Below are 25,708 nucleotides of genomic sequence, written 5' to 3' on the forward strand. Positions count from 1 at the left end.
TTTTGTTTTATGGCTTGCCTAATTTGTCGGCTTTCTCCCTTAGCTGCTCGGCTTGTTCGTTCAACAGCCTTGCCCGTTCCAACGTTTCCGCCTGTTTCCTGCTGCGGTATTCAAAGCCTTTCACCGAATCGGTCAGGCTTCGGATGAAAGCGTTGTCCCGTTCCCTGTTGAACTTCGTTTCCAGCAAATCAAGGCTGCTGCCGTCTGCCTTTCCTTTCATCAGGATATAGCGGTATTTTATATCATTGTCCTGTAACCACTGCATTTTTTGTATAAAACGTACATTCAACACAAGCGACACAAGACAAATGATTATCCCTGCTGAAAGAAGAAAGAACTTGGGTTTCAGGCAGGGAGTTACCCGGTATATCAGTTTTTCATGCCATGAAACGGGCGTTGTTTCCCCGGTCGGTGTATCATCAGCCGGGAACAACACCTTTAACCGCTCCTTGAAATATCGGTGCGAGGTCACGATAAGCCCCTTTATATCTTCAAGGTCTTGTTTTTGATTCTCGGACTGCCCTTTTCCGATACTGCCGATTTGGTTTAGAATCTCCTGCACCATGTTTTCAGTAATGCCGGATTTACTTTGCATTTCCGAAATGCGCTGTTCGATAACGTCCAGCCTGTTAATCGTTTCCTCCCGGCTGGCTGGCATTACCTGCTTCTCCTGCCGTTCTTTCAGTTCCGTAACCATGGAGAGAAGCCCCTCCAAAATTAAATTATCTTCCATGTCCCTATAATTTTAAGTGTCGTTTCTTTTTTCTCTTTTTCCTTTCACCGGGATTGTCGGGTGTTTCATCAGCCGGAGAGGACGGGGCGGAGAATAGACCGCCCAAGCCTGCCAGTAACGGACTGTCTGCTTTAAACGGTGTCCGTGTCGGTTCTTGAACAGGGACGGAAACCGTCTGTCGGTTGCTTCCGGCAGTGTTCAGTTCCGCATCCCCGAAACATTTATCCAGCTTGGAGAAACTGAAACTGCGGTCTATCTCCGAACCCTTGAACGTGTATTCACCTTTGGAAAAAGATATGCCCTGCACTTCGCCAGTCTGTCCCCTGTACTTGAAATGAATCCCGATACCCTTTTCTGCCAGTCGGGTTTGTAACTGCTGCCAGTTCCTTGATTTCCCGATTTCATCCTTTACGGCATTGTAAATCTCGTATTTGGATTTGTCCGGTTCTCTCAAACGGTGCTGCTTTACATGCTCCTTGCCTTTAGCGAAGTAAAGCCCGTGTTTGGCTTTCAGCTTCTTGCATACCTGCTCGTTGCGGTACATGTCGTTCCTGTCCGAAATGGTCTTGCCGTTGTTGTCTATACGGTTGAACACGATATGCACGTGCGGATGTTCCCGGTCTTGGTGGCGCACGATGATGTACTGCGTATCGGTGATTCTCATTTCACGCATATACTCCTGCGCAAGCTGTATCATTTTCCCGTCTGTCAGCTTGGGTGCGTCCACTGGGGAATAGCTTAGCGCAATATGTCCGACAGGCTTTTTCAGGTCGGGGTTCATCCCGGCTTGCAGTATGAAACTGCGTATGATGTCCCGGTTGCTTTCGGCTAACACTCCCTCCGCATGAAGTAAGGTAGCCTGTTCCTTGCCGAGTACATAGTTCACGCAGCCTTTAAATCCGCTTCCCTTTTTTATTTTTCCAATCATCCGACAGTTGGTTTATGATTTCAACAATCCTGTTTTTGAGTTTCACCAGTTCCACCGCTACCAGTGCGAACCCTCCGGCATTCGCCCGGTGCGCCAGCTGGTTGATGTTGTTGGCTTCCCCTGCCAGCTTGCGGATAGTGTCCGCATCCTGCCTGTTCAGTCGGGGCGTCACCTCTGCCGAAACGACAGCCTGCCGGACGTACTCGCTGACACGCAGCCCGGCTTCGGTGGCTCGCTTCCTGATTGCGTAGAACTGTAACTCGGTCAGTTTCGTGCTGACTACCCGGTTCTGCTTGTCTATCCGGCTTTTTGCCGGGCGACCTCCCGGTTTGTTCCTTATCCCTGTCATACGTTTTTGCTTTTAGGTGGTATCTTAAAAATTGCGACCAATGGGAGAAATTTTCTTTGCGTTTAGCAAAGCAAGGTGTTTCGGTAGACCGAAACATAACCTTGCTCTCCCTAATCACACAGCCTGCCGTCTGTTCATGCCGCCAGTCTTGCAGGTCACATCCTTAGCCCTCTCTTTCTTTTTTCACCCGGATTTTGTCTGTTATCCTGCTCCGGCTGGGGCTTGTCGGTAACTGTCAAGTCTTGGGATTGTTTCACTTTAAGGCTACGCAAATAGTCGTTCAGGTCATTGTGACCGCTGTACAGGTGTGATACGTCACGTACACGCCATTTGTATTCCTGCCTTATGGCTTCAACCGCTTTCCTCCCGGCTTCGTCATTGTCAAGCATACAATGTATATGCCCGTAATCAGCCAACGGATATAAGGCTTTATCCGTGTTGGCGGTGGAGTTTAGAATAACGTAGTCCTGCCAGTCGGTGCAGGGTATATCCGGACTTTTCTGTTGCCGGATAGTGAGGAATGAGAGGAAATCCAAAAAGCCCTCGAACACGAAACAGGTATCTCTCGGCTCTCCCTGCTGCCGTATATGGGTGATGTCTTTCGATGTGCTGCCCTTGAAACGGGGATTGCGAAGCTCGTAACCTCCTGAATCATTCCTAAACGCCAGCGCAAAATAAGGCTTGCCACCGATGCGGTAATACATTTCCTGCACGTAAGGGGATGCCGTTCCGGGAGAAATCCCCCTTTCCTGCAAATAGCGTATGAGTGCCGGATTCTGTAACGGCTGTATTCTGTGTATCTCTATCGGGCTGGCTGCTTGCCTTTTCGTCTCCCTTTCGGGCAGTTCTTTCCCGTGAAAGGAAAAAGAGGCGGTGTCGCCCTGTTCCAGTCGGCAGATAGCACCGTAGGCGTTGCACTGGTGTTGCTTCATTACAAGGTCGATGAGCGTCCCGCCCTCACCAGTTCCGTAGTCACACCATAGATTGGCGTTATAATCCACCTTGAAACTTGGCGTGTTGTCCTCCCGTAAGGGGCTGCGGTACATCCCGTAGCTTCCCTTTTCCTTGGCTGGCTGGATTCCCAAAGAGTTCAGGTAATCTTTGATACTGATATTGTTGGCTTCCTTGTAGGTCATAATTTTTATTTTTTGATATTCATTGATAAATTGCAGTAGCACAGTAAGAAGTCAGTAAGAAGAAAAGTCACCATGTTTCTGCGCATAATTCTTTTTTTTTCAGTGGATTATCTCTTATGCAGTAAGATAAGTAAGTTATTTCTTCAAAAGGAAATAGAAATACAGCCTTATATTCCTGCTTGCTCTTTTCTTGTTTTTCTTTTTTCCGGTTTTCCAAAAAGTTTTGGATTTTATCTTACTGCTTATTGTGTATTGTATAATAGGCTGATTTTTAACAGTTTGAGTGATTATGTGATACTTTTGCAGTAATTACTGCACGGCTACCTATCCGTAATCGTCATTTGTATAGGATGCAGGAATAGGCTTTATTCTGTACCCATATACCGAATAATTCTGTTTGTTGATACGTTTCTGCACTCGTTTGAACCCGGCTTTGCGCAACGCTTCCCCCAGCCGTTTTTCAGATAGCTGCATGGCGCATATATCCCGTAAACGTGTCAGTATTTGTGCCGTTGTCATAAAGAACAAGGGTTCTTCCTCCTCTGTCGGCTTCTCAAAATATTGTGTCAGCATTTCAAACTCGACCGTCTGCACCTCAAATCCTGCATTTGCTAAATGCAATTCTCTAATCTCCATATCATTGAACCAGTAGCGCACGCCCTGACGGTACAGGTACATGATTTCGGAATAGACGTTATCCATGTGAATACTTTCTGCCGTGGGCTTGTCTATGTGCAGTACCTCGAACGGCAAAAAACGCCTGCTGCCTGTCGGGTCGGTCAGGAACTCGTTGCCGTTCACCGAAGCCATGAAGCTGGCGAGGTGGGGGTATTCCTCTATGTAAACATCATACGGTCTGCGGTATTTCACTGCCGGGGTGGTGATAAGGTTCTTCAAGGCGTTCTCGTTCTGCTTGTTGAGTTCCTTTAGCTGGTCGTCAATGTTGATGAACAGGTATTCGGCTATCAGTGTCAGGATGTCTTTGCCCTGCGGGTCTATCTTTCCGGTGAACAGGTAGTTCTTAAGCGGTGTCGGGCAAAGGTTGTCCAGCCACCACGATTTGAACTGTCCCTGCTTGTCCCCGGTTAGCACTAGACAGGTATGATTCTGACACCCCGTGTCGTTCATTGCGTTGGCTACCACACCGATAAGCCATTTCGTGAAATATTCCTCCCATTTGCCGGGATTGGCTACCTGTACCGTGTTCAGAAGCCTGCCGATATGCCCATGTTCGGCAGGATTGAGAAGCGGCAGGGCGTTAAAGTATTCCCGTATGGGATGTACCTTTCTTGCGAAGTCGCTTTCCAGTATGGTACGGATGTTCTCGGCAGAGGTGACAATACCAGCGGTTGCGTCCAGCCTGCGCCTGAACGAGTTCAGGACAAATTTCGTAACGGGCTGGTACAAGTCCGAAGAACCCGCAGCCCGGTATTCCGTCCGGCTCTTTACGGTGTTGAACCGGAAATCGTACAGGACGTTCAACAGGCTTTCGATGCGCTCGTTCTTCGACTGCCAGCCCTCGATATGCCGTGTTTCATCACCTCTTTTCTTTTTCATCGAGAAGTCTGTTAGAAGCCGGGACATACTGCTGCTGCATCCACTTTTTGAGTTCCTCCATGTCGAAACGCAGGGTACGCCCACGCTTGACGCAGGGTATCAGTCCCTTGCTGGCTAAATGATACAGGTAATTGACCGAATACCCGGTTATGCCGCTGGCAACGGATATTTTGACTAACACAGGCTCTTTTCCGTCCTGCCGTTCTTCGGGCTGTGCGCCCATGACCGGGGCAATCATCTTTTCGATGTTCTCCAGCCGTTTGAAAATTTCTTCGAAAGGATTATTCATAGGTGCTTGTTTTTTGAATTAGCACCACAAATAAAATAAGAAAAATCGGTAAAAAACAAAGCGTCAGCCGTTTGGAATCGCTTTGCTGCGCTCTGCACCAAATTAATGTCGGTAAATAGAAAACGGCTTTGTGTTCATTACCTTACTTATTTAGTAAGTGGGGGAAACCGGGGTTTCTGTTCTCTTATTGTTTCTTTCCTGCTCGTTTGGGTTGGTGGTGGACATTTTTGGACACGCAAGGTCATTTGCGGACAGAAAGAAACAACCTGTCATTCAGTCTTATATATTTGCACCAGTGAAGAAAAACGGAGTATTGATAATAATAAATATATCGGTTATGGAAATAGTGACGATTGAAAAGAGAACCTTTGAACTTTGGAAACAGAGGTTTGAAAATTTTGTGGGGCGTGTGGATGCGCTCTGTGTGCCTTTACGCAGGAAGCGTGACAAGTGGCTGGATAACTGCGAGACCTGCCGTTTGCTGAATGTTTCAGCCCGGACGATGCAGACCTACCGTGATACGGGGAAACTGCCTTATTCGCAGATTAACAATAAGATTTACTATAAGGCTTCGGACGTGGAAACATTTCTGCTTAGCCAAGTAAGGGACAATTCTAAAAAGTAGGCGTATGGATTTGATAACGAAAGATTCCGAAACCACGCTGGTACTGTTTTCCTCCCTTGACAGGGTGCTGGAACACGTGGAGTACGTGGTAATGAACTATCGCCCGGTATTGAACGGTGAACACTACTTGACAGGCGAGGAAGTGTGCGAGCGGCTTTGCATCAGCAAACGGACGTTGCAGGATTACAGGGACACGGGACTGCTGGGATATGTGCAGCTTCCGGGAAAAATCATCTACCGGGAAAGCGAGATTTTAGACCTGCTGGAAAGGTATTACAGAAAATGAAATCTTGAAAACGTGAAATCTTGTTTTCTGTATTTATTGATTTATTGTTTGATTAATTAAAAGCCAGCAATCATGGTTTCTTGAAAACTGTGTTGCTGGCTTCTTCATGTTTATGCGGATAGTCTTTTCAATATCTTGTTAATTTTGAATTTTTATGAATGCTTTCCCATTTTGATTCTCTATAATTTTCATTGCAGGTGTTGATGAAAATGTATGAGTTGTAGCATGAAACACAGACAGAACTAAATCTTGTAATTGAGAGTCTTTTTCAAGATATTCTATTTTTAACCCTTTTGATTCTGCTTTTTCACGGGATATATGGCGACCATGACTTTTAAAGTTATCGTGATTAGCCAAAAAAGATGCTATATTCTCTATAATAGGAGCTTTGACATCTGGAGCTTCTGTTTTGAACATGAATCTATTAAGCCAATCTCTAATTAAGTTTTCAGACATTTTGATATAATTTTCACATTGTGTAATGACAGAAGGACCATATTGATTAAGTAATATAGCCCATGCTTGTTTATTGGGTTCGTTTACTTCTTGTAATGCTTTATAGAATTGGTCAATTATTGCTTTTGCAGGATTACTTGTGGGACCGTTAGGACTATTAATAATCAACTGTGGGTCTACGGGACCTATATTAGAATGTTTTCCCATGACAATACTAGCTCCTGAACATGCAATCATTGTGGCAGCAGACATTGCTATTTGGGGAATAATAACTCTTACTTCAGGAAATTGAGCATGCAAATATTCGACAATACCTTCTGCTGCTTCGGGAGAACCTCCCGGACTGTGTATAATTAAATCTACAGGCTTTTTTTCAAGTCCGTATGAAACTTCCATCATTCCTTGCACATCTTCCTCTGTTACCGAAAGTAATTCGGGAGCTCCACCTTTTTGGGTAAAAGCAGTTGCGTACAAAATAATATTTCTGTTTGTATATTTAGATAGTTCAGAAAGGTATTTGCGTCGAATAAAATCAAAAGGAGCAGAATTCCCTTGGGCACTTTCGACTTTTAATTCTGTTAATATTTCACTCCATGTTGGCATAATTGATTCGGTTTAGATTTAATGTTATATTCAATTGAAGAATTTGCAGAAACAGTGTCACTGACGGTTTTATAACGAGTTCCACTAGTTATTTCCCATTTTTGTTTTTCTTGCTCTTGCAATATTTGATATATCGCAGGATTATTTACTTTTAAGTTTTCTATGATTCTGTTCATGGCTGTTATAACGATTACTTTAAATGCAAATATAGGCCTTTTTCCTTTTAAAAGTTTACAATTCAGCATTAAAGTTGCTGAAAAATGATATTTTTCTCTCTACGTATTGCATATCCCTTAGTATCGTTTGGTCTAATACCTTTGCGTAGTGCTGCGTCATTCGGGTGGATGAATGCCCCAGCATTTTAGCCACGTTCGGCAGTGACACGTTGTTAGCCAGCGCAATAACCGAAGCGAAACTGTGCCGGGCTGTGTGCGTGGTCAGGTTCTTTTTAATACCGCAAAGGTCGGCAATCTCTTTCAGGTAGCTGTTCATCTTCTGATTGCAGGGAACGGGCAACAAAGTTCCTTTATCCATGCAGTAGGGGTTATCCTTATACTTTTCAAGTATCTGTTTGGGAATGCTCAAAAGCGGGATGTTACAGAGGTTGTTTGTCTTTTCACGGGGTTTCACTATCCACAGGTTGCCGTTGCTGTCCTCTGAAACGTGTTCGGGGCGTAAGTTATACACGTCTATGAATGCCAGCCCGGTATATACGCAGAAGATAAAAACATCCCGTACCAGTTCCAGCCGTTCAATCCTGAACTCTTTCTGCCATATCCGGTTTATCTCGGCTTGGCTTAGGAACTGTTTGTTTACCTCCACCTCGTGAAACTTGATTCCTGCAAACGGGTTCTTTGTCAGCCACTCGTTGGCAATGGCAAGGTTTATCACTTTCTTAAAACATTTCATGTACCGGATAACGGTATTCTGTGCGCAATGCTTCTCCGTCTTTAGGTATAAATCGAATTTGCGTACCAGTTCCCCGTTTACCTCACGCAGTAACATATCATCTACCTTGTAATCCCGTTTAACCAGTTCCATGAGGTATTTAAGGCAATTGTCGTAACGTCTTACGGTGATGTCGGCATAGTCTGTCCCGATTAGCTTCCGGCAGTTGTCATTATGTTCCTTGAATACATTATACAATGTCTTGAAAGTTTCGTCCTTTCCCTGATAGCGGTTCACTATGGCACGTGCGGAGATAATCTTTCCCTCCAGTTCCAAGTCTTGGTAAATCTGATAGAATTTCACACGCAGGGCGTCAATGTAATGGTTAAGTTCTACGGAGTTTCGGTCTTTGCCTGTCGATTTCTCTTTTTCCTGCGACCAAAGTGGGACTTTTACACTCCGCTTTAGTTGAAGTTCCACGTATAGGCGGTCATAAGTGACACGCACACGCACGGGTGCTTCCCCGTTTTTTAACAGTTTGCTACGCTTGATGAAGAACAACACGCTGAATCTTTTTCTTTCCATACGGCTCAATTTTTAATGATACAAAGTTAGGAAATCGAACCGAGAACCCTGTTATGTAAAATAGTGCAACGTGCTGTAAAAGAATGAAGTAAATACCTCGCAGTGGAACATTTCGGGCTTTTAAAAACAGTCCCTTGAATAAGGACGTATGGTTTGCTTCAATCTCACTAATTTTGCCTATTCTTGGAAAAGAAAAATCCCTGAACTTCTTTGAAATTCAGGGATTTACATCGTTTTGCCTTCTTAAAAAGTGGTGCCACCAGGAATCGAACCGGGGACACAAGGATTTTCAGTCCTTTGCTCTACCAACTGAGCTATGGCACCTTTCTTGTTTGCGGGTGCAAAGATAGGTATATTTTTCAATACTGCAATAACTTCAAGAAAAAAATGCAGGTTTTTTACATTTCTGACTATTTTGTTTTAGGGTACTGCAAATAAATATCCTGCAAAATAAAAAAGGATTGAGATATTTTATATTTTTACGCTCAAATAAGACAAGATTATAATAAACAGACATTGCAAACATAACATGCTAATACCTTATATTACTGCCGGATTATTTTTAGTTTATAGTATCTTTATTACAGTCAAATATCAGCAAGGACAGAAAAAAGCCTGTCGGAGAGAGAAAGAAAACAGTAGAGAACGGCAGAAAGAAGATTTGATTTTCCGGAATGTGAACACTTATCTTTTACTGATAGGTAAGGATTTTGTTGTACAGAAGACAAACTATTACTCACTGAATGGTATCGAAGAAGATAAAAGTATAAAGCGGGTGGGAGATTTGCTTCACTGTAAGAATGCAGTAGAATCGGGAGAATGTGGCACCCATGCATGTTGTAAGGTTTGTGGAGTGCGGGTTGCCATTGGCAGAGCTTTTTATAAAAGGGAGAATTTTGATCGCTTTGAGGCATCTATGCAGATAGTGAGTCAGAACAATAAACAGATTACTCCATGTGACGTACATGCATCAGGAAATTATTTGAATATAAATGATGAAGAACTGATGTTATTGACTGTTTATGACATCAGTGAACTTAGGAATACACAGCGGTTGTTACAACTCGAACAGGAGAATTCGCGTTCATGTGATAAGTTAAAGAATGCATTTATTGCCAACATGAGCCATGAGATCCGTACGCCGATGAATGCTATTGTAGGTTTTTCCAGTTTGCTGGCTACGGCATCAAGTGAGGAAGAAAAGAATATGTATACTGATATCATTAATCAGAATAGTGACCGTTTGTTGCAGTTGATTTCCGATATTCTTGATCTTTCTCAGATTGAAGCCGGGAGTTTTGATTTTCATTATTCGAAATTTAATGCCAATGATCTGTTAAGAGAATTATATGCTTTATTTAATATCCGGCTGGTAGAGAAGCCCGAAGTGACATTGGTGTGTGAGGCTGATCTGACAGAACTGACCATATATTCAGAGCGGCAGCGTATTATGCAGGTATTTATGAATCTGTTGACGAATGCAATGAAGTTTACCCAGAATGGAGAGATTTGTTTTGGTTGTCGGGTGAGGGATGGAAAAGAACTGTATTGCTACGTACGGGATTCCGGAATTGGAATATCTTCTGAAGAACAGAGTAAGATATTCAGCCGTTTTACCAAACTGGATCGGGAGGTCCCGGGAACCGGATTGGGATTGACGCTTTCACAAACTGTAGTAGAGAAATTAGGAGGTAAAATAGGAGTCCGGTCACAACAGGGTGAAGGATCTACTTTCTGGTTTGTTTTGCCACTAACTTCAGAATCTTGAATCTGATAACGCTTGCTTCTCCTCCACTTTCTGAGGATACAGGCGTTAGGCTAAGTTTTTCGTATAACAGAAGATAGATTTTCTGCCTATATATAAGGAAATGAGGGATATACCGGAAAATAAATCCCGGTATATCCCTCATTTTTGTATAAATAATCTTTTTAAGTTTTGGGAGTACTATTGTCATTTGCAACAGTACCGGATGTCGGTGTTACTGTACCGGATGCCGGAGCAGGTTTAGCTGTTGCGGTAGTTGCAGTGGCGGCGGTTGTTGCCGTAGCTGTTGCTACTTCCGGTTTAGCCTGTTCTTCCCAGTGGAAAGGTTCGAAGCTGGTATTCGGGTCAACCCATGACGGTTTCTTTGAAGCGTAGATAATGAACGGAGCTATAACTACGATGATTGCACCTACAATAAGAACGGTGAACCATACGGTATTGCTACCTGTAGAGATCTGGCTGGGTGGGATAAAGCTCAATATAAATGCAAGCAATGAGCCACAGAAACCGAGGCCGCCCACAAACCACATCAAGCCATTTCCTTTCTTACCGATACGGAACGGACGGTTGGCTTTCTTCATATTGTAACGCAGATAGATAGCGCCAGAGAACATAAGCAAATACATGACCAGATAGAGTATCACTGTCAGCTGAGATAGAATTTGATAGAAGCTTTGTACAGAAGGCATAACAACGAAGAGAAGACTCAGTACTGTAACAGCGATACCTTGTACGAACAGGATGTTTTTCTGTACACCCATCTTATTGGTTTTCTGGAAGAAAGGAGGCATATAGCCAGCCTTACCTACGGCAAAGATACCTTTTGACGGACCGGCAACCCAAGTCAGTACACCTGCAAGTACACCGAATGCCAATGCAATAGCGATGATCGGTGACAACCAGGAAGCATGGATATATCTGAAGTAATTATCGAAACCTACCAGCAAGCTTTGTGTCAGGCTGATATCTTTGGCCGGGATGATAACACCCAGTGCAAAAGTACCTAATACGAAAATCAGTACTGTAATCAATGCACCGATAAATACGGCTTTCGGATAATTTTTAGAAGGGTTTTCCACATCTTTTACGTGGATACCGCCCATTTCCATACCGGCATAAAAGAGGAAGATACTTGCTGCGAGCACTACGTTATCAAATTTAGTAAAGTCGGGGAAGAAACTACTATGGAAATCGAGGTTGGATACTCCTCCGGTTGCCAGATAAACAATACCTAAAATAATCAATAGGGCTGCCGGGATGATGGTTCCAACCATACCGCCGACTTTGGCGACTTTTCCTACCCATCCCATACCTTTGAGAGAGATGAAAGTAGCAAGCCAGTAGATGATAAGCACAACGGCCAGTGTGTAATACTTGTTGCTTGCCAGTGACATGTCGTGGGTATCGTTCATTCCGATAAAAGCGATGGAAACGGCACCGAATGTCAAAACGGTAGGATACCAGATTGTACTTTCAATCCATTGTACCCAAATGGCCAGGAAACCGAATTTCTTGCCGTAGGCCTCGCCTACCCACCGGAATACACCACCTTGTTTGTCCTGAAACATAGCAGCCAGTTCGGCTGCAACGAGTGAAGTCGGGATCAAGAAAACAATGGCTGCGAAAAGATAGTAAAAGGCCGAGCTCATACCATATACGGCCTCGGCAGGAAGTCCACGCAGGGAGACGACTGCCGTTACATTCATAATAGCCAGGGTAAATACCCCCAGTTTTGCTACTTGTTTAATATTTGCCATAAGTTAAGGTTTTATAAGTGAAAAATATTTTTAAGTCTGTTTTATAACAACATTCGGGGAGAGATGTTTTCGGGGGAGACTGTCAAACTTGGTTAATTAACATACACCGGCCGGTAAACAAAGCTTGTACTTGTGTTGTTCCCTATACTTGTATAATAAAGATGTATAATCACCTAAATAAATAGCATTTATATGAAAACTGCTCTTTCCGATTTTGCGCTGCGAAGAAGGGGAATATATGGTATTTTGCATGTCATCATACTGTTATTATCTCTTTTTCTGGTCATCAGTATCTCTGTGGATACATTCAAGGGTATCCCTTTTTATACCCAATCACTGTATATGAAGGTACAGTTGTGGATATGTATTTTGTTTCTGTTCGATTTCATCCTCGAACTCTTTCTCGCCAAAGATAAATTGCGCTATTTTAGTACCCATTTCCTCTTTTTACTGGTAGCTATTCCTTATCAGAATATCATCGCCTATATGGGATGGACCTTCTCGCCTGAGATTACTTATATGCTTCGTTTTATTCCTTTGGTACGTGGCGGATATGCAATGGCAATTGTGGTGGGATGGCTGACTTACAATAAAGCCTCCAGCCTTTTTGTCTCCTATCTGACGATGTTGCTGGCTACGGTTTATTTTGCCAGCCTGGCTTTTTTTGTGATGGAGCATAAAGTAAACCCATTGGTAACGGGTTATGGTGATGCACTCTGGTGGGCATTTATGGATGTAACTACTGTTGGTTCCAATATTATAGCGGTAACGGCTACCGGACGGGTACTCTCCGTTTTACTGGCGGCATTGGGCATGATGATGTTTCCTATATTCACTGTATATGTCACCAGCCTCATTCAGAAAAAAAATAAGGAAAAGGATGAGTATTATCAACAGATAGAAGAGAATGGAAAGGTAGTAGCTGCACCGGAACCCGTTGAATCTGATAATACAGCTAAATCCTGAAGATTATTTCCCTCAAAGAAAAGGGGCTACTACCTATACAGGCAGTAACCCCTACAAAAAAGGACAGAACTTTTATTCAACTACAGTAACTTGCTCGCCGTTGAACACATTCAACCCCAGCTTATTCATTATATATTTGATAGCTAATTGTGCCTTTACAGAGTTGCCCGAACCATCAAGAGGGGGAGCAAATGCGGAAATACCCATGACGCCTGGGAATACACCCATGACGCCACCACCTACACCGGTCTTTGCAGGAATACCGGAAGTATACATCCAGTCGCCCGTATGTTCGTAGAAACCTACGGAAGCAATCATAGAGGTAATCTTCGGAGTCAGACTGGCATCGAGTACTTGTTTTTTAGTCACAGGATTCACACCGCTGTTGGCCACAGTAGCGGCTGCGACAGACAGCATTTCTGCTGTAACTCCCAGTGAACACTGGCGTGTATACAGGTCGAGTGACATTTCGGGATCATCATAGATGCGATTGTAATTCTTCAATAACCATGCAATAGAGCGGTTATTGAAATTCGTTGCAGATTCGGACTTGTATAACTCGTCAATTAATTGAGGAGCCGAACCACAAAGGTCCGTTATATTCTCCACAATCGCATTCCATTTCTGAGTAGTATCACCTATCGGTTGTACCATGGAGCAGGCGGAGATTGCTCCGGCGTTTACCAATGGGGTAGAAGGATGATCGTTTTCCAGAAGGATGGCGATGATAGAGTTGAATGGTAGTCCGGTTGCATCAGCGCCAATCATGTCCAACACTTTCTGAGCTCCATATTGACGAAGAATCAGAATGGCAGTGTGAACTTTGGATACTGATTCGATACCGAAACGGTAATTGTAATCACCGACGGTAATCTTTTGGCCATTCAGCAGGCAGATGCTAATACCGAACAGGTTCTTGTCGATATTGGCCAGATAAGGTATATAATCGGCATTCTTTCCGTCTGTATTTCCTTTCACCTGCTCGTAGGCTTGCTGTACCACTTCTTTTATTTGGGATATAGAAATCTTATTCATATAATAAAAAGCTTTATGATTTACGATTAGACAATTTGAAGAATTTACGATTAGACGATGTAATAATTGACGATTAGACGATTGACAATGTACGATTGAAGAATCTCCGGAAATCACAATGAGAGTAATTTCAATTGTCTAATCGTAAATTATTCAAATCGTCTAATCGTAAATGTCTTTATTTTCCTTGTGGTTTACCGGTATGGTTGAATACCTTTGTTGCTACCGGCAGGTTCTTTTCCTGAGCAATACGGGTAGTAGTAGGATATTCCAGTTTTTCCAGTTCGGTAATTGCATTTTTGATATCGCCCAACAACATATCGGCCATGTCTCGGCTGAATCCCTGACGGACAACGATACGCATAACGACGTAATTCTCTAACTTAGTAGGCAATGTGTATGCCGGAACCATCCAGCCGCTCTGAGCCAGCTTGTCCTGCAAATCATACAGTGTCCACTTTGCATCCTTTGCGTATTCCGGTTTCATGTACCAGATGAACAGTGGGTTCACTACATCTTCTGAGTAGTTCACGAAAGGCATCATCTTGGCTATTTCGCTATGGAGGTATTTCGCAATGGTCAGCGAGTTGTATTGTACTTCTTTGTATCCCTGGAATCCCAGACGGATAAACTGATAGTACTGTCCTAAAATCTGAGCAGCAGGACGGGAGAAGTTCAAACCTACCTGTGTGATGTTTGCACCTAAGTAGTTTACACTGAAAGACATTTCTTCGGGGAGATATTCTTTGCCTTTCCAGCAAACCCAACCAAGCCCCGGATAAACCAGACCGAATTTATGACCGGAAGTACTGATAGAAAGTACCCATTTCAAACGGAAGTCCCATTTTACTTCAGGATACAGGAATGGAAGGATAAAACCACCACTGGCGGCATCTACGTGGATAGGAATGTCATATCCGGTCTTGGCATTGTAAGCATCGAGTGCTTTGTCAAGAGCTTCTACGTCGTCATTCAGTCCTGTCCATGTAACGCCTTGGATAGGGACAATACAGATGGTGTTCTCGTCGCACATTTTCAGTGCTTCTTCCGGATCGAGAGTTGTTTTTTCCAGTGTCAAAGGTACTTCACGCATTTCAATCTGCCACAGCTGAGCGAATTTTTCCCATACTACCTGGAATCCGGTTGAGATAACGAAGTTTGGTTTGTCTACCGGTTTACCTTGTGCCTGACGTTTTTTACGCCAGCGCAACCATGCGGCAACGCCACCAAGCATACAAGCTTCGGAAGAACCGATAGCTAACGCACCTGTTTTCCAGTCCTCTTTTTCAGGAGTATTCCACAAGTTAGCCATGATGTTGATACATTTTCCGTTCATGACAGCGATACGCGGATATTCTGTTTCGTCAATATAGTTGATGTTGATTGCTTCGTTCATCAGCTTAGTGGCATACTCATCCATATAAGTGGTGACGAAAGTAGCCAGGTTCAACCGGGGCTGAGTCTGTGCAAATGTCTCATCTTTCACCATCTGATAGGCAATCTCAGGAGTTGTAGGGCCGTCGGGAATTTTCTCTACGGGAGAGGGTTGCAACATTCTGTTTGAACCAAATACATCGGTCTTGGCATCACCTTTTCTGAAATTTAAATCTTCCATTTTGCTATTATTTTTTAGTTAGGTTTAGGCGATGGGGAGTTTCCCCGTCGAATTTTCCACAACAACAGCATGGGATTTTTAAAGTTTAGCCATTTTACATTATTTTGCGTTTATTGTGCTTCGTGCTTCCCGCACGGGGAGGTTTCGGCAGGCGATGCTCTAACTGTATAAAGAATGAATAATGAGGTAGATTCACCACAGAGGACACTGAGAACACGGAGTTTTAAATCTCTGATGAAACACAGATTAACGTCAATTATCGCAGATTAAAATCCGGTTATTCTTTCTCTTATTTTTGTTTTCCTTTGTAGCAATCTGCGTTTCAATTAACCATCGCCTGCCGAAACCTCCCCGTGTGGGAAGCACCGCTTGGCGAATCTTCCCGTGCGGGAAGCACTGAACTTTCTGGGGGGATGCGTTGTTGTTGTCAAATCTAAACCCCAAATATTAAAGAGAATATGAGAATACAAACAGGACGGGGCACCATTCCCCTTATCACCCTTATCGGCATTTGGTCTATATCTGCTCTGAATGCTTTACCAGGCTTGGCCGTTAGCCCGATCCTTGGAAAATTGTCTGTCATCTTTCCTCATTCCACGGAACTTGATATTCAGATGCTTTCATCTTTGCCTTCTCTGCTGATCATTCCTTTTATTATTCTGGCGGGAAAACTGACAGAACGAGTAAATTTTATTCGTTTGCTACAAGTGGGGCTTGCTATTTTTGCCCTGAGTGGTATTCTTTACCTGCTTGCCAGTGAGATGTGGCAACTTATTGCCATCAGTGCCATGCTTGGGGTAGGTTCGGGAATGATTATCCCCCTTAGCACCGGACTTATTTCTAAATATTTCACAGGTCCTTATCGGGTGAAGCAGTTCGGATTTAGTTCTGCTATTACGAATTTTACGTTAGTGATAGCTACAGCTGTCACCGGTTATCTGGCAGAGGTGAACTGGCATTTGCCATTCGTGGTTTACCTGCTTCCATTGGCTTCGTTGGTGCTGTCCGTTTATCTCAAGCGTAGTATGATTAGTGAGGAAGGGACTGCTTCAATAACTAATATGGAAGAGAAAGAGGCTGATACGCCGGTTGATCCCGAAGTAGCAAAATATAAGCGGGGTATAAATGTGAAATATCTTTTGCAGGTGATGCTGTTTTATGGGCTTGTTACTTATTTGGTGCTTATTGTTACTTTTAATCTTCCTTTCCTGATGGAAGAATATCATTTTTCAAGTGGTAATTCCGGTATTATGATTTCGCTGTTCTTTTTGGCTATTATGGCTCCGGGTTTCTTTTTGAATCAGATAGTGGGACTTTTTCGTGAGAAGACGAAGTTTTACAGTTTATTGTGCATCGCCGTTGGATTGGCACTTATCTGGTTGTCGCCCAAAGAGTGGGTGATAGCTCCGGGATGTATTCTTGTAGGGTTAGGATATGGGGTGATACAACCTGTTATATATGATAAAACCACTCATACTGCTATTCCGAAGAAAGCAACGCTGGCACTGGCTTTTGTGATGATGATGAATTATCTGGCAATTTTGCTTTGTCCGTTTATTATAGATTTCTTTCAGTCAACAGTATTCCATATTAAATCTCAGCAGTTTGCGTTTGTATTTAATCTTGTTATAACGATTGTAGCACTAATATGGGCCTATCGTAAGCGGAATACGTTCCTGTTTGATGATGGTTTGAAATAGCTAAAACCGTATGGTATTTCACCACAGAGTACACAGAGGGCACAGAGTTTTAAATCTTTATTGAAACGCAGGTGAACGCAAATTCCCGCAAAGGGAAATAACGATAAAATAAAGAACTACAGTTTTTTTAATCTGCGTTCATCCGCGTCTCATCAGAGAAAATAATATCTCTGTGTCCTCCGCGTCCTTTGTGGTGAACTGATTCGTAACGAAGATTATGGGCATATCTTTTCGGTAGCGAGACTGCCCCTAAACGGTATCTTTACCTTTGCCCGGTGTTGTACTTTGTTTTTCTCAGAAAGGAGCGTTCCTTTTCCCGGTGTACGGTCTTGTTCCACATGCACATGTCGTGCTGTCCCACATGCACATGTCGTACTGTCCCACATGCACATGTCGTACTGCTTTACATGTACATCTAAAACAACGTTACATACCGAGGCTTCCTACGTTACTCTACGAGATAGAGCTTTATCGATACCGGAGAAAGAGATAGATAGTAATGCCAAGCAACATTTAACGTAAAACGATATAATAACTAACATCGCTTGCCGAGCCTCCCTGTGCGGGAAGCACAAGCACCTAAAACAATAAGTATGAAGAATAAGAAACTGGAAGCCAATCTGTACATGGCTATATCAAAAGTATTCAGTGGGTTAAATATGAATGCCCTTAAATATCTACTTCCTTTGTGGATGAGCCCGCTTACCGGAGCAACAATCCGCTGTACCTTTGCTGCGGTCGCTTTCTGGATTATAGGCTGGTTTGCTCCACCCGAAGAAAAGACCTCCCGTAAGGATAAATGGTTATTATTCTTATTGGGAGCATTAGGGCTCTATGGCTTTATGTTTCTTTATCTGATTGGTCTTAGTAAAACGACTCCTGTGTCAAGTTCCATTTTCACGAGTCTTCAGCCTATCTGGGTGTTTCTCATTATGATTTTCTTTTATCATGAGAAGGCAACCGGGTCGAAAATAGTAGGCATATCCATAGCTCTTGTCGGTGCATTGGTTTGTATCCTCACACAACGGAGTGATGATCTTGCTTCGGATGCTTTTATCGGTAATATGTTGTGTCTGTTCAGTTCTGTGGTTTATGCCATTTATCTGGTGATGAGTAAGCGCATTCTTTCTGCTGTGGGTCCTATTACAATGTTGAAGTATACTTTTAGCGGTTCGGCAGTATCCGGGCTTATTGTATCAATGATTACAGGGTTCGATGCTCCTGTATTTTCGTTACCTTTCCATTGGTTACCGTTTGCCGTATTGATGTTTGTACTAATATTCCCTACCACAATCAGTTACATGCTGTTACCTATCGGTTTGAAATATCTGAAAACAACGGTGGTTGCCATTTATGGTTATTTGATATTGATTGTGGCTACTGTTGCTTCTTTGATTCTGGGACAAGATCGTTTTAGCTGGACTCAGACCTTTGCGATTCTCTTTATCTGTGTTGGAGTTTATCTGGTAGAGGTGGCTGAAAGTAAAGATAAAAGTACCCCTATGGCTACGCCGGCACATAAGTAGTAACAGGGGGATAATCAGTATAGGCGTAGTCTGCATGCAGCAGATATATGACCTGCATGCAGACTACGCCTTTATTGTATGGGATCATGTCTTTATTATATAGAGACATTGCCTCTGCCACGTAGAGGCAATGTTCTTAGATACTTGCTTTGAAAGACTTATCGTTTCCAGCTTCCTTTTTTCAAATAATTCAAAGCCAATCCTAATAGTAATAGTACATACAATTGTTCCGCCGTCCAGTAAATTACTAATGGTAACTCACAGGAAGCTAATCCATACAGATATCCGAGATAAATGGTAATTGTTATCATTTGGAAAACAAAGGCCGTTTTTGTCTTTCCGGTTCCAATGATTGCATTGCAAAATGTATAGGCTGGCGTAGCAAGAAAATAGGTAGATAGCATCAGCAGGAATGGTGGGATGGCTGTTTCAACTACCTCTTTACTGTTTGTATAAATCCCTAAAATCTGATTGTACATCAGTATTGCTACCAGTATAAACGGAGTTCCTACCGCATAACTCAGTTTTACCGTTTTCCAGCATACCGCCATTACACTTTCCGTTTGTCCTGCTCCGATCAGATTGCTGACCAGTGAGATCCCGGTTGTGGCGAATGAGTTGACAATAACGAACAGGATTACTGAGACACTTCTTACTATATTTCCTGCTGCGAGTTGCCTCTCTCCTAAATGCTCGATGGCTATGAAAAACAGAAACCACGGAGCAATACAGAAGAACGACCGGATCATTGTCCAGCTTGAAAGCTGAAACAACTGTCTGAGTAACGGGAAATTGAACGAACATCTCCAGCCATATTTCTTTTTATCCACCTTAAAGTGTGTATATACCACCAGATAGATCAGTGTTACCGCTTCTGCTACCGATGAGGCTATAGCAGCTCCTGCTATTCCAAGACGCGGGAATCCACCTATGCCGAAGATGAGCAGATAGTTGAGCAGTGTATTCGTTGATACTAACAGAATGGAGTTAATCGTTAACACTCTTGTTTTTGTAATCCCTACATAGAATGCCCTGTATGCTAATATGGGAAATACGGATAAAAAACTATAATCCCGCCAGCTAATGTATTGGATAACGGTCAGATAAATCTGATCTGATGAAATCACTGTTCGTAGCAGTACCGGGGAAAAGAGTTTGGAGAATGTGAATGTCAGTATCGACAGCGTGGTCAGAAAGAACATTCCCTGCCGGAATGTTTCCCCTGTTTTTTGGAGATTCCCTTCTCCGTTTCTTCGTGCAATCATCACTTGCAGTCCCAGGCTGAAGCCGAAGCCGAGCATATAGATTGCGATGTAATACATTCCTGCCAGTGCCGAGGCACCCAATTCGACTTCGCCCACATGGCCCAGGAAAATAGTGTCGGTAAGATTGATGAGTTGTTCCATCAGTAAGCTCATCATCACAGGAAAGTTGATGAGCCAAATTTGTTTATAAGTAAAATTCATGATTTAATTGCAAATAACACGTTAGGAGGATGACTGAAAAGTCATCCCCACGGAATGAATAAAATAACTCTCTATTATTTCATCCGAAGCGTAGCTATCTGCAAATTTGCCATTTCATGAGTTAAACAAACTGATATTTCTTAAATGGATGATATGGCAAAGATAGTAAAAAACTTATTTTCCGGCATACAATCCGATGCGATTTCCTTCACAATCGGCAAAAACGGCGAACCAACCTCGTCCTTCGGCCTCGATCTTTGTCTTTGGGATGATTATTTTCCCACCGTTACGTGTGATTGCTGTTGTCATAAGCTCTATATTTTCACAATTGAAGTGAATCAGAACCCCGTGTTCCGAGGGATTGAATCCTTCTGCATAAGAGATCGCTCCCACACTCTGCTCTTCACCTTCTTCAACAAAGAATGCCATCTTTTCTGTTTCACACTCTGCTACCGGCATCTTGATGCCAAAGATTGTCTCGTAGAACTTTACCGCCCGGTTGAAGTCGCTTGCCGGAATCTCAAAAAATGAAATCAACTTACTCATAGTTTTCTGTTTTTTAATGATTAATTAATTTGCTTTGCAAAGACACTGCAAAAGTAGGAACGGCAGTCGGCGTATGATAGGAAAAAAAGGACATTCTATCTTTTAGAGTGTGGAGAAGTAATCGGAGTAAGGTGCACAAAGTGCCAGATACTCTCCCGGCGTATAGCCGGAAAAAGCTTTAAATTCTTTAATAAGATGGGATTGGTCATAATATCCGCATTCATAGGCCAGTTGGGCAAAATTGATGTCCGGCTGTGTTTGCAATGTGTACAAAGCCCGTTGTAAACGGACAATACGGATAAACTCTTTAGGTGTAGTGCCTACATATTCATGGAAGACTCTGTTAAACTGCTTATCGCTGAGACAGGCTGTTTGGGCCAGCCTGTGAATGGCAGGTTGGGCACACTGGTTTATTTCTTGTATGGTAGCCTCTATTCTCTTTATGTTATATTCAGCGGAAGAATAGAAGTGTTGGAGCAGAAAGTGCTCTATTTGTTCTATACATTGGGTATCATCCGGTGTCTCTGCGACTCGTTTAGCCAGGTCTGCCAATGCGATGTCTCCGATATCTTCTATTGAAACATTCATCCCATATGTTTCTCTGACAGGTAACCGGAAAAAGAGTTTCGGTGCATAAGGCTGAAATACAACAGTGATCATATCAATATTTCCGGTAGAGGCCACATCGACGTAAGTATTAGATTGTCCGCAGATGAAAGCCTGTGGCTGTAGTTGTCGGGTGGTAGGCGAAAACAATTGTTTACCCCGATGGAAAGTTAAATGAACGCACCCGACAGGAATAGTTCGTTCCGTGACGGGTGCGGAGATATCAATCCGTAATATCCAGTAATACTTGATAAACGGAGTTAGTGCGGCACAAGGCTTAATAAGGCTGAATGTTTCCATACTGTGAACAAAGATATTTTATAAATGCAGAACGTGCAAAAATACTTCTTTGCTTTTTCTTCTGATTGTAAAAAAGAGACATTCAATCCTTTTGAGAAAATAAGCCTACTTGATATTAGGGTTCAGGCTGTGCCAATCTTTTATTGCCGGGATAATCCCCATTTCAATGACCTCATCACGAAGTTTGCACAGATGTTTATAACTGTTTTCCAGTTCTTGCTGTTCGGTAGGGGTACCCTGTACTTCTTTATAGCTAACGCCATCTTTCGTGATAGACGTTTCCATTGCCATCATGATGTGGTTGAATTTTCCGTCGGATACATACGTTCCGGCTGGCCAACGGAAAGGTTGTCCTCCCATAGCTGCGGCGATCATTTCAATAGAAAGATAGGCCGGACTTTGGAACGAAGAACGTCCGCGCAGGTCGATGATGTGCTTACCACCCTGAATAACGCGTTGCTTGATAGCTTCCCATTCTGTTTGGGGCAGGTGGGTGGTACCAATCCAGTTGGTCAATGTATCACCATCTACGGTAGTAGTGGATGCAAATACTGCCATTTGTTCGCCATGACCACCGTATGTACGGCAGTTCTGTATTTTGGAAGCGGGTATTTTGAAGAACTTTACCAATTCGTTTTGCAGACGGGTGCTATCCAATGCTGCAAGTGTAGATACCTGTGAGGGTTTCAGACCGGAATAAAGCAACGTGATCAATCCTGTAATATCTGCCGGATTGAACACTACTACCACATGTTTCACATTAGGGCAGTATTGGCGGATATCTTTACCAAATTGGGCGGCAATCTCTGCATTTCCCTTTAAAAGATCTTCACGTGTCATACCAGTTTTACGGGCAGCACCACCGGATGAAACGATATAAGCTGCTCCCGTCAGTGCCTCCTTGATATCAGAAGTATAGGTGAGGTTGACATTTTCAAATCCACAGTGATATAACTCTTCGGCCACACCTTCCAGTGCGGGTGCATACGGGTCATACAGGCAGATGTTAGGAGTAAGTTTCATCATCATGGCAGTCTGAGCCATATTTGAGCCAATCATTCCGGCGGCTCCTACAATCGTTAATTTCTCGTTGGTTAAGAATTCCATAATCTCATATTTTTTATAAATGAATAGGCGGTTTTTATGTTGACGCTACAAAGATAACGACTTAATCGCCAGAATGTTCATTGAAAAAAGTTCTGGCTGATAATGAAAAGTTATAGGGTAACCGTACTAATTTTGCTCAATATCGTTTAGAAATGAACTCACCACAGAGTAGCACAGAGTACTATTTATCTGATAAAACGCGGATTAACACAGGATAAACGCAGGTTTAAAGACTGTAGTTCTTTATCATACATTTGTTTCCCTTTGCGAAAATCTGCGATCATCTGCGTTTCAATAAAGATTTAAACTCTGTGGAACTCCGTGTTCTGTGGTGAAATACATTCAAAACCGTACAATAATGAGCAAAAATTTAGCGCGATTACCCTGGAAAAGTTATATCGGAGGGAAAGATGTCGGCTAAATGAACTATCTTTGCAGAAAATTGTAGTAGGGATTTAGTAGTGAGTGGTTAAGTAGCAGGTGGTAGATTGTGCTGTTAGCTATTATTGGTTACTAAATCATTTCAACTACTTGACTACTTACTACTAAATTCTAACTACTAAATATTATGCGCATTGAATTAGGAAAATTCAACCAGCTTGAGGTTGTAAAAGAGGTCGATTTCGGAATGTATCTTGACGGAGGCGAGGAAGGTGAAATTTTGCTGCCTACTCGTTATGTTCCCGAAAATTGTCAAATAGGAGATGTACTGAATGTATTTCTCTATCTCGATAATGAAGAAAGGCTGATTGCTACTACATTGACTCCACTGGTGCAGGTGGGGGAGTTTGCTTGTTTGGAAGTGGCATGGATTAATCAGTTTGGCGCATTCCTCAACTGGGGATTGATGAAAGACTTGTTTGTGCCTTTCAGTGAACAGAAGATGAAAATGCAGGTAGGCAATAAATACATTATCCATGCTCATCTCGATGATGAAAGTTATCGCATTGTGGCTTCTGCAAAGGTAGATCGTTATCTTTCCAAAGAGAAAGCAGCGTATCAGTCGGGAGAAGAAGTTAATATTCTTATCTGGCAAAAAACGGATCTTGGATTTAAGGCCATTATTGAGAATAAGTTTGGTGGTTTGCTTTATGACAGTGAAATATTTCAGCCTTTGAAAACAGGAATGGAACTGAAGGCTTATGTGAAACAGGTTCGCGAGGACGGGAAAATAGATCTGATACTTCAGAAACCAGGCTTCGAGAAAGTAGGTGATTTCTCACAAGCATTATTCCAATATATAAAGGATAAAGGAGGTCGGATTTCATTGACGGATAAAAGCCCTGCAGAGGACATCTACGAAGCCTTTGAAGTGAGTAAGAAAACTTTTAAAAAAGCTGTTGGCGATTTATATAAGAAACGTCTGATCGTTCTGGAGGAAGATGGAATCCGATTGGCATAATCCTAACCATGATAGGGGAATCCCTATACACGAATATAGATAATCATTAGGGTGGGGAGTTTCCTCACCCTATTTTTGTGGTATAAGAAAACACAAAAGTTGAATTACTTAAATGTATAGGGTATGAAAAAGATACATGTTTTATTGATGTTATTGCTTTTAGTGATAAGTGCAGGTTGCGGTTCTATGAACAAGATCATGAAGGTACAGGAAGGAATGAGCCGACAGGAGATCTCAAAGATTTTTGGCACACCGGATTACCGTCGTTTTGATAGAGGAATGGAAGAATGGGAGTATCACAGCCTGTCTGTTATTGGGGGAGAAACTAAAATTACCGTGATTACGTTTGATGAAGGAAGGGTATCAGGCATGAATACATTTGTCCGGGAAGTGTACACACATCCGGCGCCGGTACCACATATACATTAAAAGATATGTTTTCATGAGAAAAGTTTCACTTAAACCATACAGATTATGAAAAAGATACATACTTTTGGCATCTTGTTGATAATGATATTGCTTGGCAGCTGCATCTCTTCTCAAGCAGGCTTTACAAACGAACAGTTACTGAGTATTCGTAAAGGGATGACGCTGGAACAGGTAACAGATGTACTCGGTTCACCTTCTTACAGGACTTTTAATGACAAAGGGGAGGAGTGGGAGTTTCGGGTCTTCGTGTTTTCCGGTTGGTCTGTAGTTAAGGTATATTTTGTAGACGGGAAGGTGACGGAAATGAAATCCTACCTGGAGAAAGAGAGTGATTGCCATACCCGGATAGATAAAAATAAAATAGAAAAGATATGATACGTAAATTGATACTTGGTTTTTGTTTTCTGCTGGCAGTGGTTTCAGTAAAAGCTTTTTCTCTGAATGGTATTTCTATTGAAAGTCCTCGGGAACAAGTGGTTGTGTTTATTGATGGACGGCAGGTATGTAAACCTACATTCAGTTGCTTTGTTGCCAACCTGGACGGAGGCAGTTACCGTGTACAGGTGTATGCTGCCCGTCGCGGAGAACAGTTTAATAGAGAAAACTTATTGCTGGATGAACGTGTTTATTGTTCAAGCATGAGAGTGAAAGAGATTGTTATTGAAGGTACAAATCATCCGGGGCACAGGCCTGACCGACCTGGACATAGACCGGACGATTTTAATCCATGGGAACCGGTAATGAGCGATGATTCCTTTGAACAGTTTATAAATTCATTGAGAAATCAACCTTTTGAATCCGACCGCAATGCTTTATTCGACAATGCTTTAATGAGTTCTTATTTTACTACCGATCAGTGTATCCGCTTGTTGGAATTTTGCAGGTTTGATAGCGAAAGGAAACCATTTCTTATAAAGATATATCCGAAAATTGCTGATAAGGCAAACTTCTTCCGGGCACTGGACAAACTGACATTTAGTTCGGATAAGAAAGAAGTAAATGACTTTATAAAAAGATATCACCAAAATAATAATATAAAATAATATACCGATT

26 protein-coding genes and 1 tRNA gene are annotated in these 25,708 nt (G+C 42.6%); 10 read left to right on the forward strand and 17 right to left on the reverse strand.

The annotated features are described in order from the left end of the window. Nucleotides 1-7: 7 nt before the first annotated feature. From K8P02_RS21145 to K8P02_RS21170, 6 genes are all read right to left on the reverse strand, one after another. Nucleotides 8-733, reverse strand: a complete 726-nt coding sequence (locus tag K8P02_RS21145; protein ID WP_118429340.1) for a hypothetical protein — start codon at nt 731-733, stop codon at nt 8-10. A gap of 4 nt (nt 734-737) precedes the next feature. Next, a complete protein-coding gene (locus K8P02_RS21150; protein ID WP_025866772.1) occupies nt 738-1,661 on the reverse strand; it encodes a relaxase/mobilization nuclease domain-containing protein in 924 nt (307 codons plus the stop codon). Further along, on the reverse strand, nt 1,627-2,010 hold the full coding sequence (locus K8P02_RS21155) for a MobC family plasmid mobilization relaxosome protein (protein WP_005645888.1): 384 nt from the start codon (nt 2,008-2,010) through the stop codon (nt 1,627-1,629). The genes K8P02_RS21150 and K8P02_RS21155 overlap by 35 nt, the downstream gene beginning before the upstream one ends. A gap of 155 nt (nt 2,011-2,165) precedes the next feature. Next, entirely contained in the window at nt 2,166-3,146 is a 981-nt protein-coding gene (locus K8P02_RS21160) for a toprim domain-containing protein (protein ID WP_032586345.1), read from the reverse strand. Between the two features lie 324 nt (nt 3,147-3,470). Further along, nucleotides 3,471-4,703, reverse strand: coding sequence for a VapE domain-containing protein (locus K8P02_RS21165; protein ID WP_121960116.1), 1,233 nt, complete (start codon nt 4,701-4,703; stop codon nt 3,471-3,473). Continuing rightward, nucleotides 4,684-4,992, reverse strand: a complete 309-nt coding sequence (locus K8P02_RS21170; protein WP_025866774.1) for a helix-turn-helix domain-containing protein — start codon at nt 4,990-4,992, stop codon at nt 4,684-4,686. The genes K8P02_RS21165 and K8P02_RS21170 overlap by 20 nt, the downstream gene beginning before the upstream one ends. A 337-nt stretch (nt 4,993-5,329) precedes the next feature. Here K8P02_RS21170 and K8P02_RS21175 point away from each other — a divergent pair, with 337 nt between their 5' ends. Then, nucleotides 5,330-5,617 (forward strand): helix-turn-helix domain-containing protein, encoded by a 288-nt coding sequence (locus K8P02_RS21175; RefSeq protein ID WP_025866775.1) that lies wholly within the window; start codon nt 5,330-5,332, stop codon nt 5,615-5,617. A gap of 4 nt (nt 5,618-5,621) precedes the next feature. Continuing rightward, nucleotides 5,622-5,903 (forward strand): helix-turn-helix domain-containing protein, encoded by a 282-nt coding sequence (locus K8P02_RS21180; protein WP_025866776.1) that lies wholly within the window; start codon nt 5,622-5,624, stop codon nt 5,901-5,903. Between the two features lie 138 nt (nt 5,904-6,041). Here K8P02_RS21180 and K8P02_RS21185 read toward each other — a convergent pair whose 3' ends face one another. The 4 genes from K8P02_RS21185 to K8P02_RS21200 all read right to left on the reverse strand — a co-directional run bounded on the left by K8P02_RS21185 (nt 6,042) and on the right by K8P02_RS21200 (nt 8,759). Then, nucleotides 6,042-6,962, reverse strand: coding sequence for an SDH family Clp fold serine proteinase (locus K8P02_RS21185; protein WP_005645877.1), 921 nt, complete (start codon nt 6,960-6,962; stop codon nt 6,042-6,044). Then, the gene (locus tag K8P02_RS21190) at nt 6,938-7,138 is read right to left on the reverse strand and encodes a hypothetical protein (protein ID WP_005645875.1); all 201 of its coding nucleotides are present in this window, start codon (nt 7,136-7,138) and stop codon (nt 6,938-6,940) included. The genes K8P02_RS21185 and K8P02_RS21190 overlap by 25 nt, the downstream gene beginning before the upstream one ends. A 55-nt stretch (nt 7,139-7,193) precedes the next feature. Beyond that, the gene (locus K8P02_RS21195; RefSeq protein ID WP_005645871.1) at nt 7,194-8,435 is read right to left on the reverse strand and encodes a site-specific integrase; all 1,242 of its coding nucleotides are present in this window, start codon (nt 8,433-8,435) and stop codon (nt 7,194-7,196) included. Nucleotides 8,436-8,686: 251 nt separating this feature from the next. Further along, nucleotides 8,687-8,759: transfer RNA gene (locus tag K8P02_RS21200), tRNA-Phe, on the reverse strand. A gap of 205 nt (nt 8,760-8,964) precedes the next feature. On the opposite strand from K8P02_RS21200, the gene K8P02_RS21205 reads away from it, so the two are divergent. Then, nucleotides 8,965-10,203 carry a sensor histidine kinase gene (locus K8P02_RS21205; RefSeq protein WP_002559078.1) on the forward strand — a complete coding sequence of 413 codons (1,239 nt, stop codon included), beginning with the start codon at nt 8,965-8,967 and terminating at the stop codon, nt 10,201-10,203. Nucleotides 10,204-10,364: 161 nt separating this feature from the next. Here the strand turns inward: K8P02_RS21205 and gadC are convergent, their stop codons facing one another. Continuing rightward, nucleotides 10,365-11,957, reverse strand: a complete 1,593-nt coding sequence (gene gadC / locus K8P02_RS21210; RefSeq protein ID WP_025866778.1) for a putative glutamine/gamma-aminobutyrate antiporter GadC — start codon at nt 11,955-11,957, stop codon at nt 10,365-10,367. A gap of 192 nt (nt 11,958-12,149) precedes the next feature. Here gadC and K8P02_RS21215 point away from each other — a divergent pair, with 192 nt between their 5' ends. Beyond that, nucleotides 12,150-12,923, forward strand: coding sequence for a potassium channel family protein (locus tag K8P02_RS21215; protein ID WP_002559080.1), 774 nt, complete (start codon nt 12,150-12,152; stop codon nt 12,921-12,923). A gap of 72 nt (nt 12,924-12,995) precedes the next feature. Here K8P02_RS21215 and glsA read toward each other — a convergent pair whose 3' ends face one another. Together glsA and K8P02_RS21225 are read right to left on the reverse strand one after the other, a co-directional pair. Beyond that, a complete protein-coding gene (gene glsA / locus K8P02_RS21220) occupies nt 12,996-13,958 on the reverse strand; it encodes a glutaminase A (protein ID WP_025866779.1) in 963 nt (320 codons plus the stop codon). A gap of 178 nt (nt 13,959-14,136) precedes the next feature. Then, on the reverse strand, nt 14,137-15,573 hold the full coding sequence (locus K8P02_RS21225) for a glutamate decarboxylase (RefSeq protein WP_025866780.1): 1,437 nt from the start codon (nt 15,571-15,573) through the stop codon (nt 14,137-14,139). A 458-nt stretch (nt 15,574-16,031) separates the two neighbouring features. On the opposite strand from K8P02_RS21225, the gene K8P02_RS21230 reads away from it, so the two are divergent. Both K8P02_RS21230 and K8P02_RS21235 read left to right on the forward strand, forming a co-directional pair. Continuing rightward, entirely contained in the window at nt 16,032-17,273 is a 1,242-nt protein-coding gene (locus tag K8P02_RS21230; protein WP_025866781.1) for an MFS transporter, read from the forward strand. Nucleotides 17,274-17,866: 593 nt separating this feature from the next. After that, nucleotides 17,867-18,799, forward strand: coding sequence for a DMT family transporter (locus tag K8P02_RS21235; RefSeq protein WP_223381796.1), 933 nt, complete (start codon nt 17,867-17,869; stop codon nt 18,797-18,799). 158 nt (nt 18,800-18,957) lie between these two features. On the opposite strand, the gene K8P02_RS21240 is transcribed toward K8P02_RS21235, so the two are convergent. From K8P02_RS21240 to K8P02_RS21255, 4 genes are all read right to left on the reverse strand, one after another. Next, nucleotides 18,958-20,265, reverse strand: a complete 1,308-nt coding sequence (locus tag K8P02_RS21240; protein WP_025866782.1) for an MATE family efflux transporter — start codon at nt 20,263-20,265, stop codon at nt 18,958-18,960. 174 nt (nt 20,266-20,439) lie between these two features. Next, nucleotides 20,440-20,811 carry a VOC family protein gene (locus tag K8P02_RS21245; RefSeq protein ID WP_025866783.1) on the reverse strand — a complete coding sequence of 124 codons (372 nt, stop codon included), beginning with the start codon at nt 20,809-20,811 and terminating at the stop codon, nt 20,440-20,442. Nucleotides 20,812-20,913: 102 nt separating this feature from the next. Continuing rightward, the gene (locus K8P02_RS21250; RefSeq protein ID WP_223381798.1) at nt 20,914-21,717 is read right to left on the reverse strand and encodes an AraC family transcriptional regulator; all 804 of its coding nucleotides are present in this window, start codon (nt 21,715-21,717) and stop codon (nt 20,914-20,916) included. Between the two features lie 105 nt (nt 21,718-21,822). Continuing rightward, on the reverse strand, nt 21,823-22,824 hold the full coding sequence (locus K8P02_RS21255) for a malate dehydrogenase (RefSeq protein ID WP_223381799.1): 1,002 nt from the start codon (nt 22,822-22,824) through the stop codon (nt 21,823-21,825). A gap of 568 nt (nt 22,825-23,392) precedes the next feature. Between K8P02_RS21255 and K8P02_RS21260 the strand changes: the two genes are divergently transcribed. The 4 genes from K8P02_RS21260 (at nt 23,393) to K8P02_RS21275 (ending at nt 25,698) form a co-directional block, all read left to right on the forward strand. Further along, nucleotides 23,393-24,226: a CvfB family protein gene (locus tag K8P02_RS21260; RefSeq protein WP_025866784.1), complete on the forward strand. Its 834-nt coding sequence runs from the start codon at nt 23,393-23,395 to the stop codon at nt 24,224-24,226. Nucleotides 24,227-24,349: 123 nt separating this feature from the next. After that, entirely contained in the window at nt 24,350-24,655 is a 306-nt protein-coding gene (bamE, locus tag K8P02_RS21265) for an outer membrane protein assembly factor BamE domain-containing protein (RefSeq protein WP_025866785.1), read from the forward strand. 45 nt (nt 24,656-24,700) lie between these two features. Continuing rightward, nucleotides 24,701-25,030, forward strand: a complete 330-nt coding sequence (bamE, locus tag K8P02_RS21270; protein ID WP_025866786.1) for an outer membrane protein assembly factor BamE domain-containing protein — start codon at nt 24,701-24,703, stop codon at nt 25,028-25,030. Further along, entirely contained in the window at nt 25,027-25,698 is a 672-nt protein-coding gene (locus tag K8P02_RS21275) for a DUF4476 domain-containing protein (protein WP_025866787.1), read from the forward strand. The genes bamE (K8P02_RS21270) and K8P02_RS21275 overlap by 4 nt, the downstream gene beginning before the upstream one ends. The last annotated feature ends 10 nt before the right edge of the window (nt 25,699-25,708 follow it).

Origin of the sequence: Bacteroides nordii (assembly GCF_019930665.1) — a bacterium.
In the GTDB taxonomy this organism is placed as follows: Bacteria; Bacteroidota; Bacteroidia; order Bacteroidales; family Bacteroidaceae; genus Bacteroides; species Bacteroides nordii.

What these genes read in the sequence shown, in the direction of transcription:
- K8P02_RS21190 (WP_005645875.1), bottom strand. Translation starts at nt 7,138, where the DNA reads ATGAACAGAATCATAGAAAACTTAAAAGTAAATAATCCTGCGATATAT.
- K8P02_RS21260 (WP_025866784.1), top strand. Translation starts at nt 23,393, where the DNA reads ATGCGCATTGAATTAGGAAAATTCAACCAGCTTGAGGTTGTAAAAGAG.
- K8P02_RS21175 (WP_025866775.1), top strand. Translation starts at nt 5,330, where the DNA reads ATGGAAATAGTGACGATTGAAAAGAGAACCTTTGAACTTTGGAAACAG.
- K8P02_RS21240 (WP_025866782.1), bottom strand. Translation starts at nt 20,265, where the DNA reads ATGAATTTTACTTATAAACAAATTTGGCTCATCAACTTTCCTGTGATG.
- gadC (WP_025866778.1), bottom strand. Translation starts at nt 11,957, where the DNA reads ATGGCAAATATTAAACAAGTAGCAAAACTGGGGGTATTTACCCTGGCT.
- K8P02_RS21170 (WP_025866774.1), bottom strand. Translation starts at nt 4,992, where the DNA reads ATGAATAATCCTTTCGAAGAAATTTTCAAACGGCTGGAGAACATCGAA.
- K8P02_RS21180 (WP_025866776.1), top strand. Translation starts at nt 5,622, where the DNA reads ATGGATTTGATAACGAAAGATTCCGAAACCACGCTGGTACTGTTTTCC.
- K8P02_RS21250 (WP_223381798.1), bottom strand. Translation starts at nt 21,717, where the DNA reads ATGGAAACATTCAGCCTTATTAAGCCTTGTGCCGCACTAACTCCGTTT.
- K8P02_RS21255 (WP_223381799.1), bottom strand. Translation starts at nt 22,824, where the DNA reads ATGGAATTCTTAACCAACGAGAAATTAACGATTGTAGGAGCCGCCGGA.
- bamE (WP_025866785.1), top strand. Translation starts at nt 24,350, where the DNA reads ATGAAAAAGATACATGTTTTATTGATGTTATTGCTTTTAGTGATAAGT.
- K8P02_RS21165 (WP_121960116.1), bottom strand. Translation starts at nt 4,703, where the DNA reads ATGAAAAAGAAAAGAGGTGATGAAACACGGCATATCGAGGGCTGGCAG.
- K8P02_RS21215 (WP_002559080.1), top strand. Translation starts at nt 12,150, where the DNA reads ATGAAAACTGCTCTTTCCGATTTTGCGCTGCGAAGAAGGGGAATATAT.
- K8P02_RS21275 (WP_025866787.1), top strand. Translation starts at nt 25,027, where the DNA reads ATGATACGTAAATTGATACTTGGTTTTTGTTTTCTGCTGGCAGTGGTT.
- K8P02_RS21205 (WP_002559078.1), top strand. Translation starts at nt 8,965, where the DNA reads ATGCTAATACCTTATATTACTGCCGGATTATTTTTAGTTTATAGTATC.
- K8P02_RS21150 (WP_025866772.1), bottom strand. Translation starts at nt 1,661, where the DNA reads ATGATTGGAAAAATAAAAAAGGGAAGCGGATTTAAAGGCTGCGTGAAC.
- K8P02_RS21145 (WP_118429340.1), bottom strand. Translation starts at nt 733, where the DNA reads ATGGAAGATAATTTAATTTTGGAGGGGCTTCTCTCCATGGTTACGGAA.
- bamE (WP_025866786.1), top strand. Translation starts at nt 24,701, where the DNA reads ATGAAAAAGATACATACTTTTGGCATCTTGTTGATAATGATATTGCTT.
- glsA (WP_025866779.1), bottom strand. Translation starts at nt 13,958, where the DNA reads ATGAATAAGATTTCTATATCCCAAATAAAAGAAGTGGTACAGCAAGCC.
- K8P02_RS21225 (WP_025866780.1), bottom strand. Translation starts at nt 15,573, where the DNA reads ATGGAAGATTTAAATTTCAGAAAAGGTGATGCCAAGACCGATGTATTT.
- K8P02_RS21185 (WP_005645877.1), bottom strand. Translation starts at nt 6,962, where the DNA reads ATGCCAACATGGAGTGAAATATTAACAGAATTAAAAGTCGAAAGTGCC.
- K8P02_RS21245 (WP_025866783.1), bottom strand. Translation starts at nt 20,811, where the DNA reads ATGAGTAAGTTGATTTCATTTTTTGAGATTCCGGCAAGCGACTTCAAC.
- K8P02_RS21155 (WP_005645888.1), bottom strand. Translation starts at nt 2,010, where the DNA reads ATGACAGGGATAAGGAACAAACCGGGAGGTCGCCCGGCAAAAAGCCGG.
- K8P02_RS21230 (WP_025866781.1), top strand. Translation starts at nt 16,032, where the DNA reads ATGAGAATACAAACAGGACGGGGCACCATTCCCCTTATCACCCTTATC.
- K8P02_RS21195 (WP_005645871.1), bottom strand. Translation starts at nt 8,435, where the DNA reads ATGGAAAGAAAAAGATTCAGCGTGTTGTTCTTCATCAAGCGTAGCAAA.
- K8P02_RS21235 (WP_223381796.1), top strand. Translation starts at nt 17,867, where the DNA reads ATGAAGAATAAGAAACTGGAAGCCAATCTGTACATGGCTATATCAAAA.
- K8P02_RS21160 (WP_032586345.1), bottom strand. Translation starts at nt 3,146, where the DNA reads ATGACCTACAAGGAAGCCAACAATATCAGTATCAAAGATTACCTGAAC.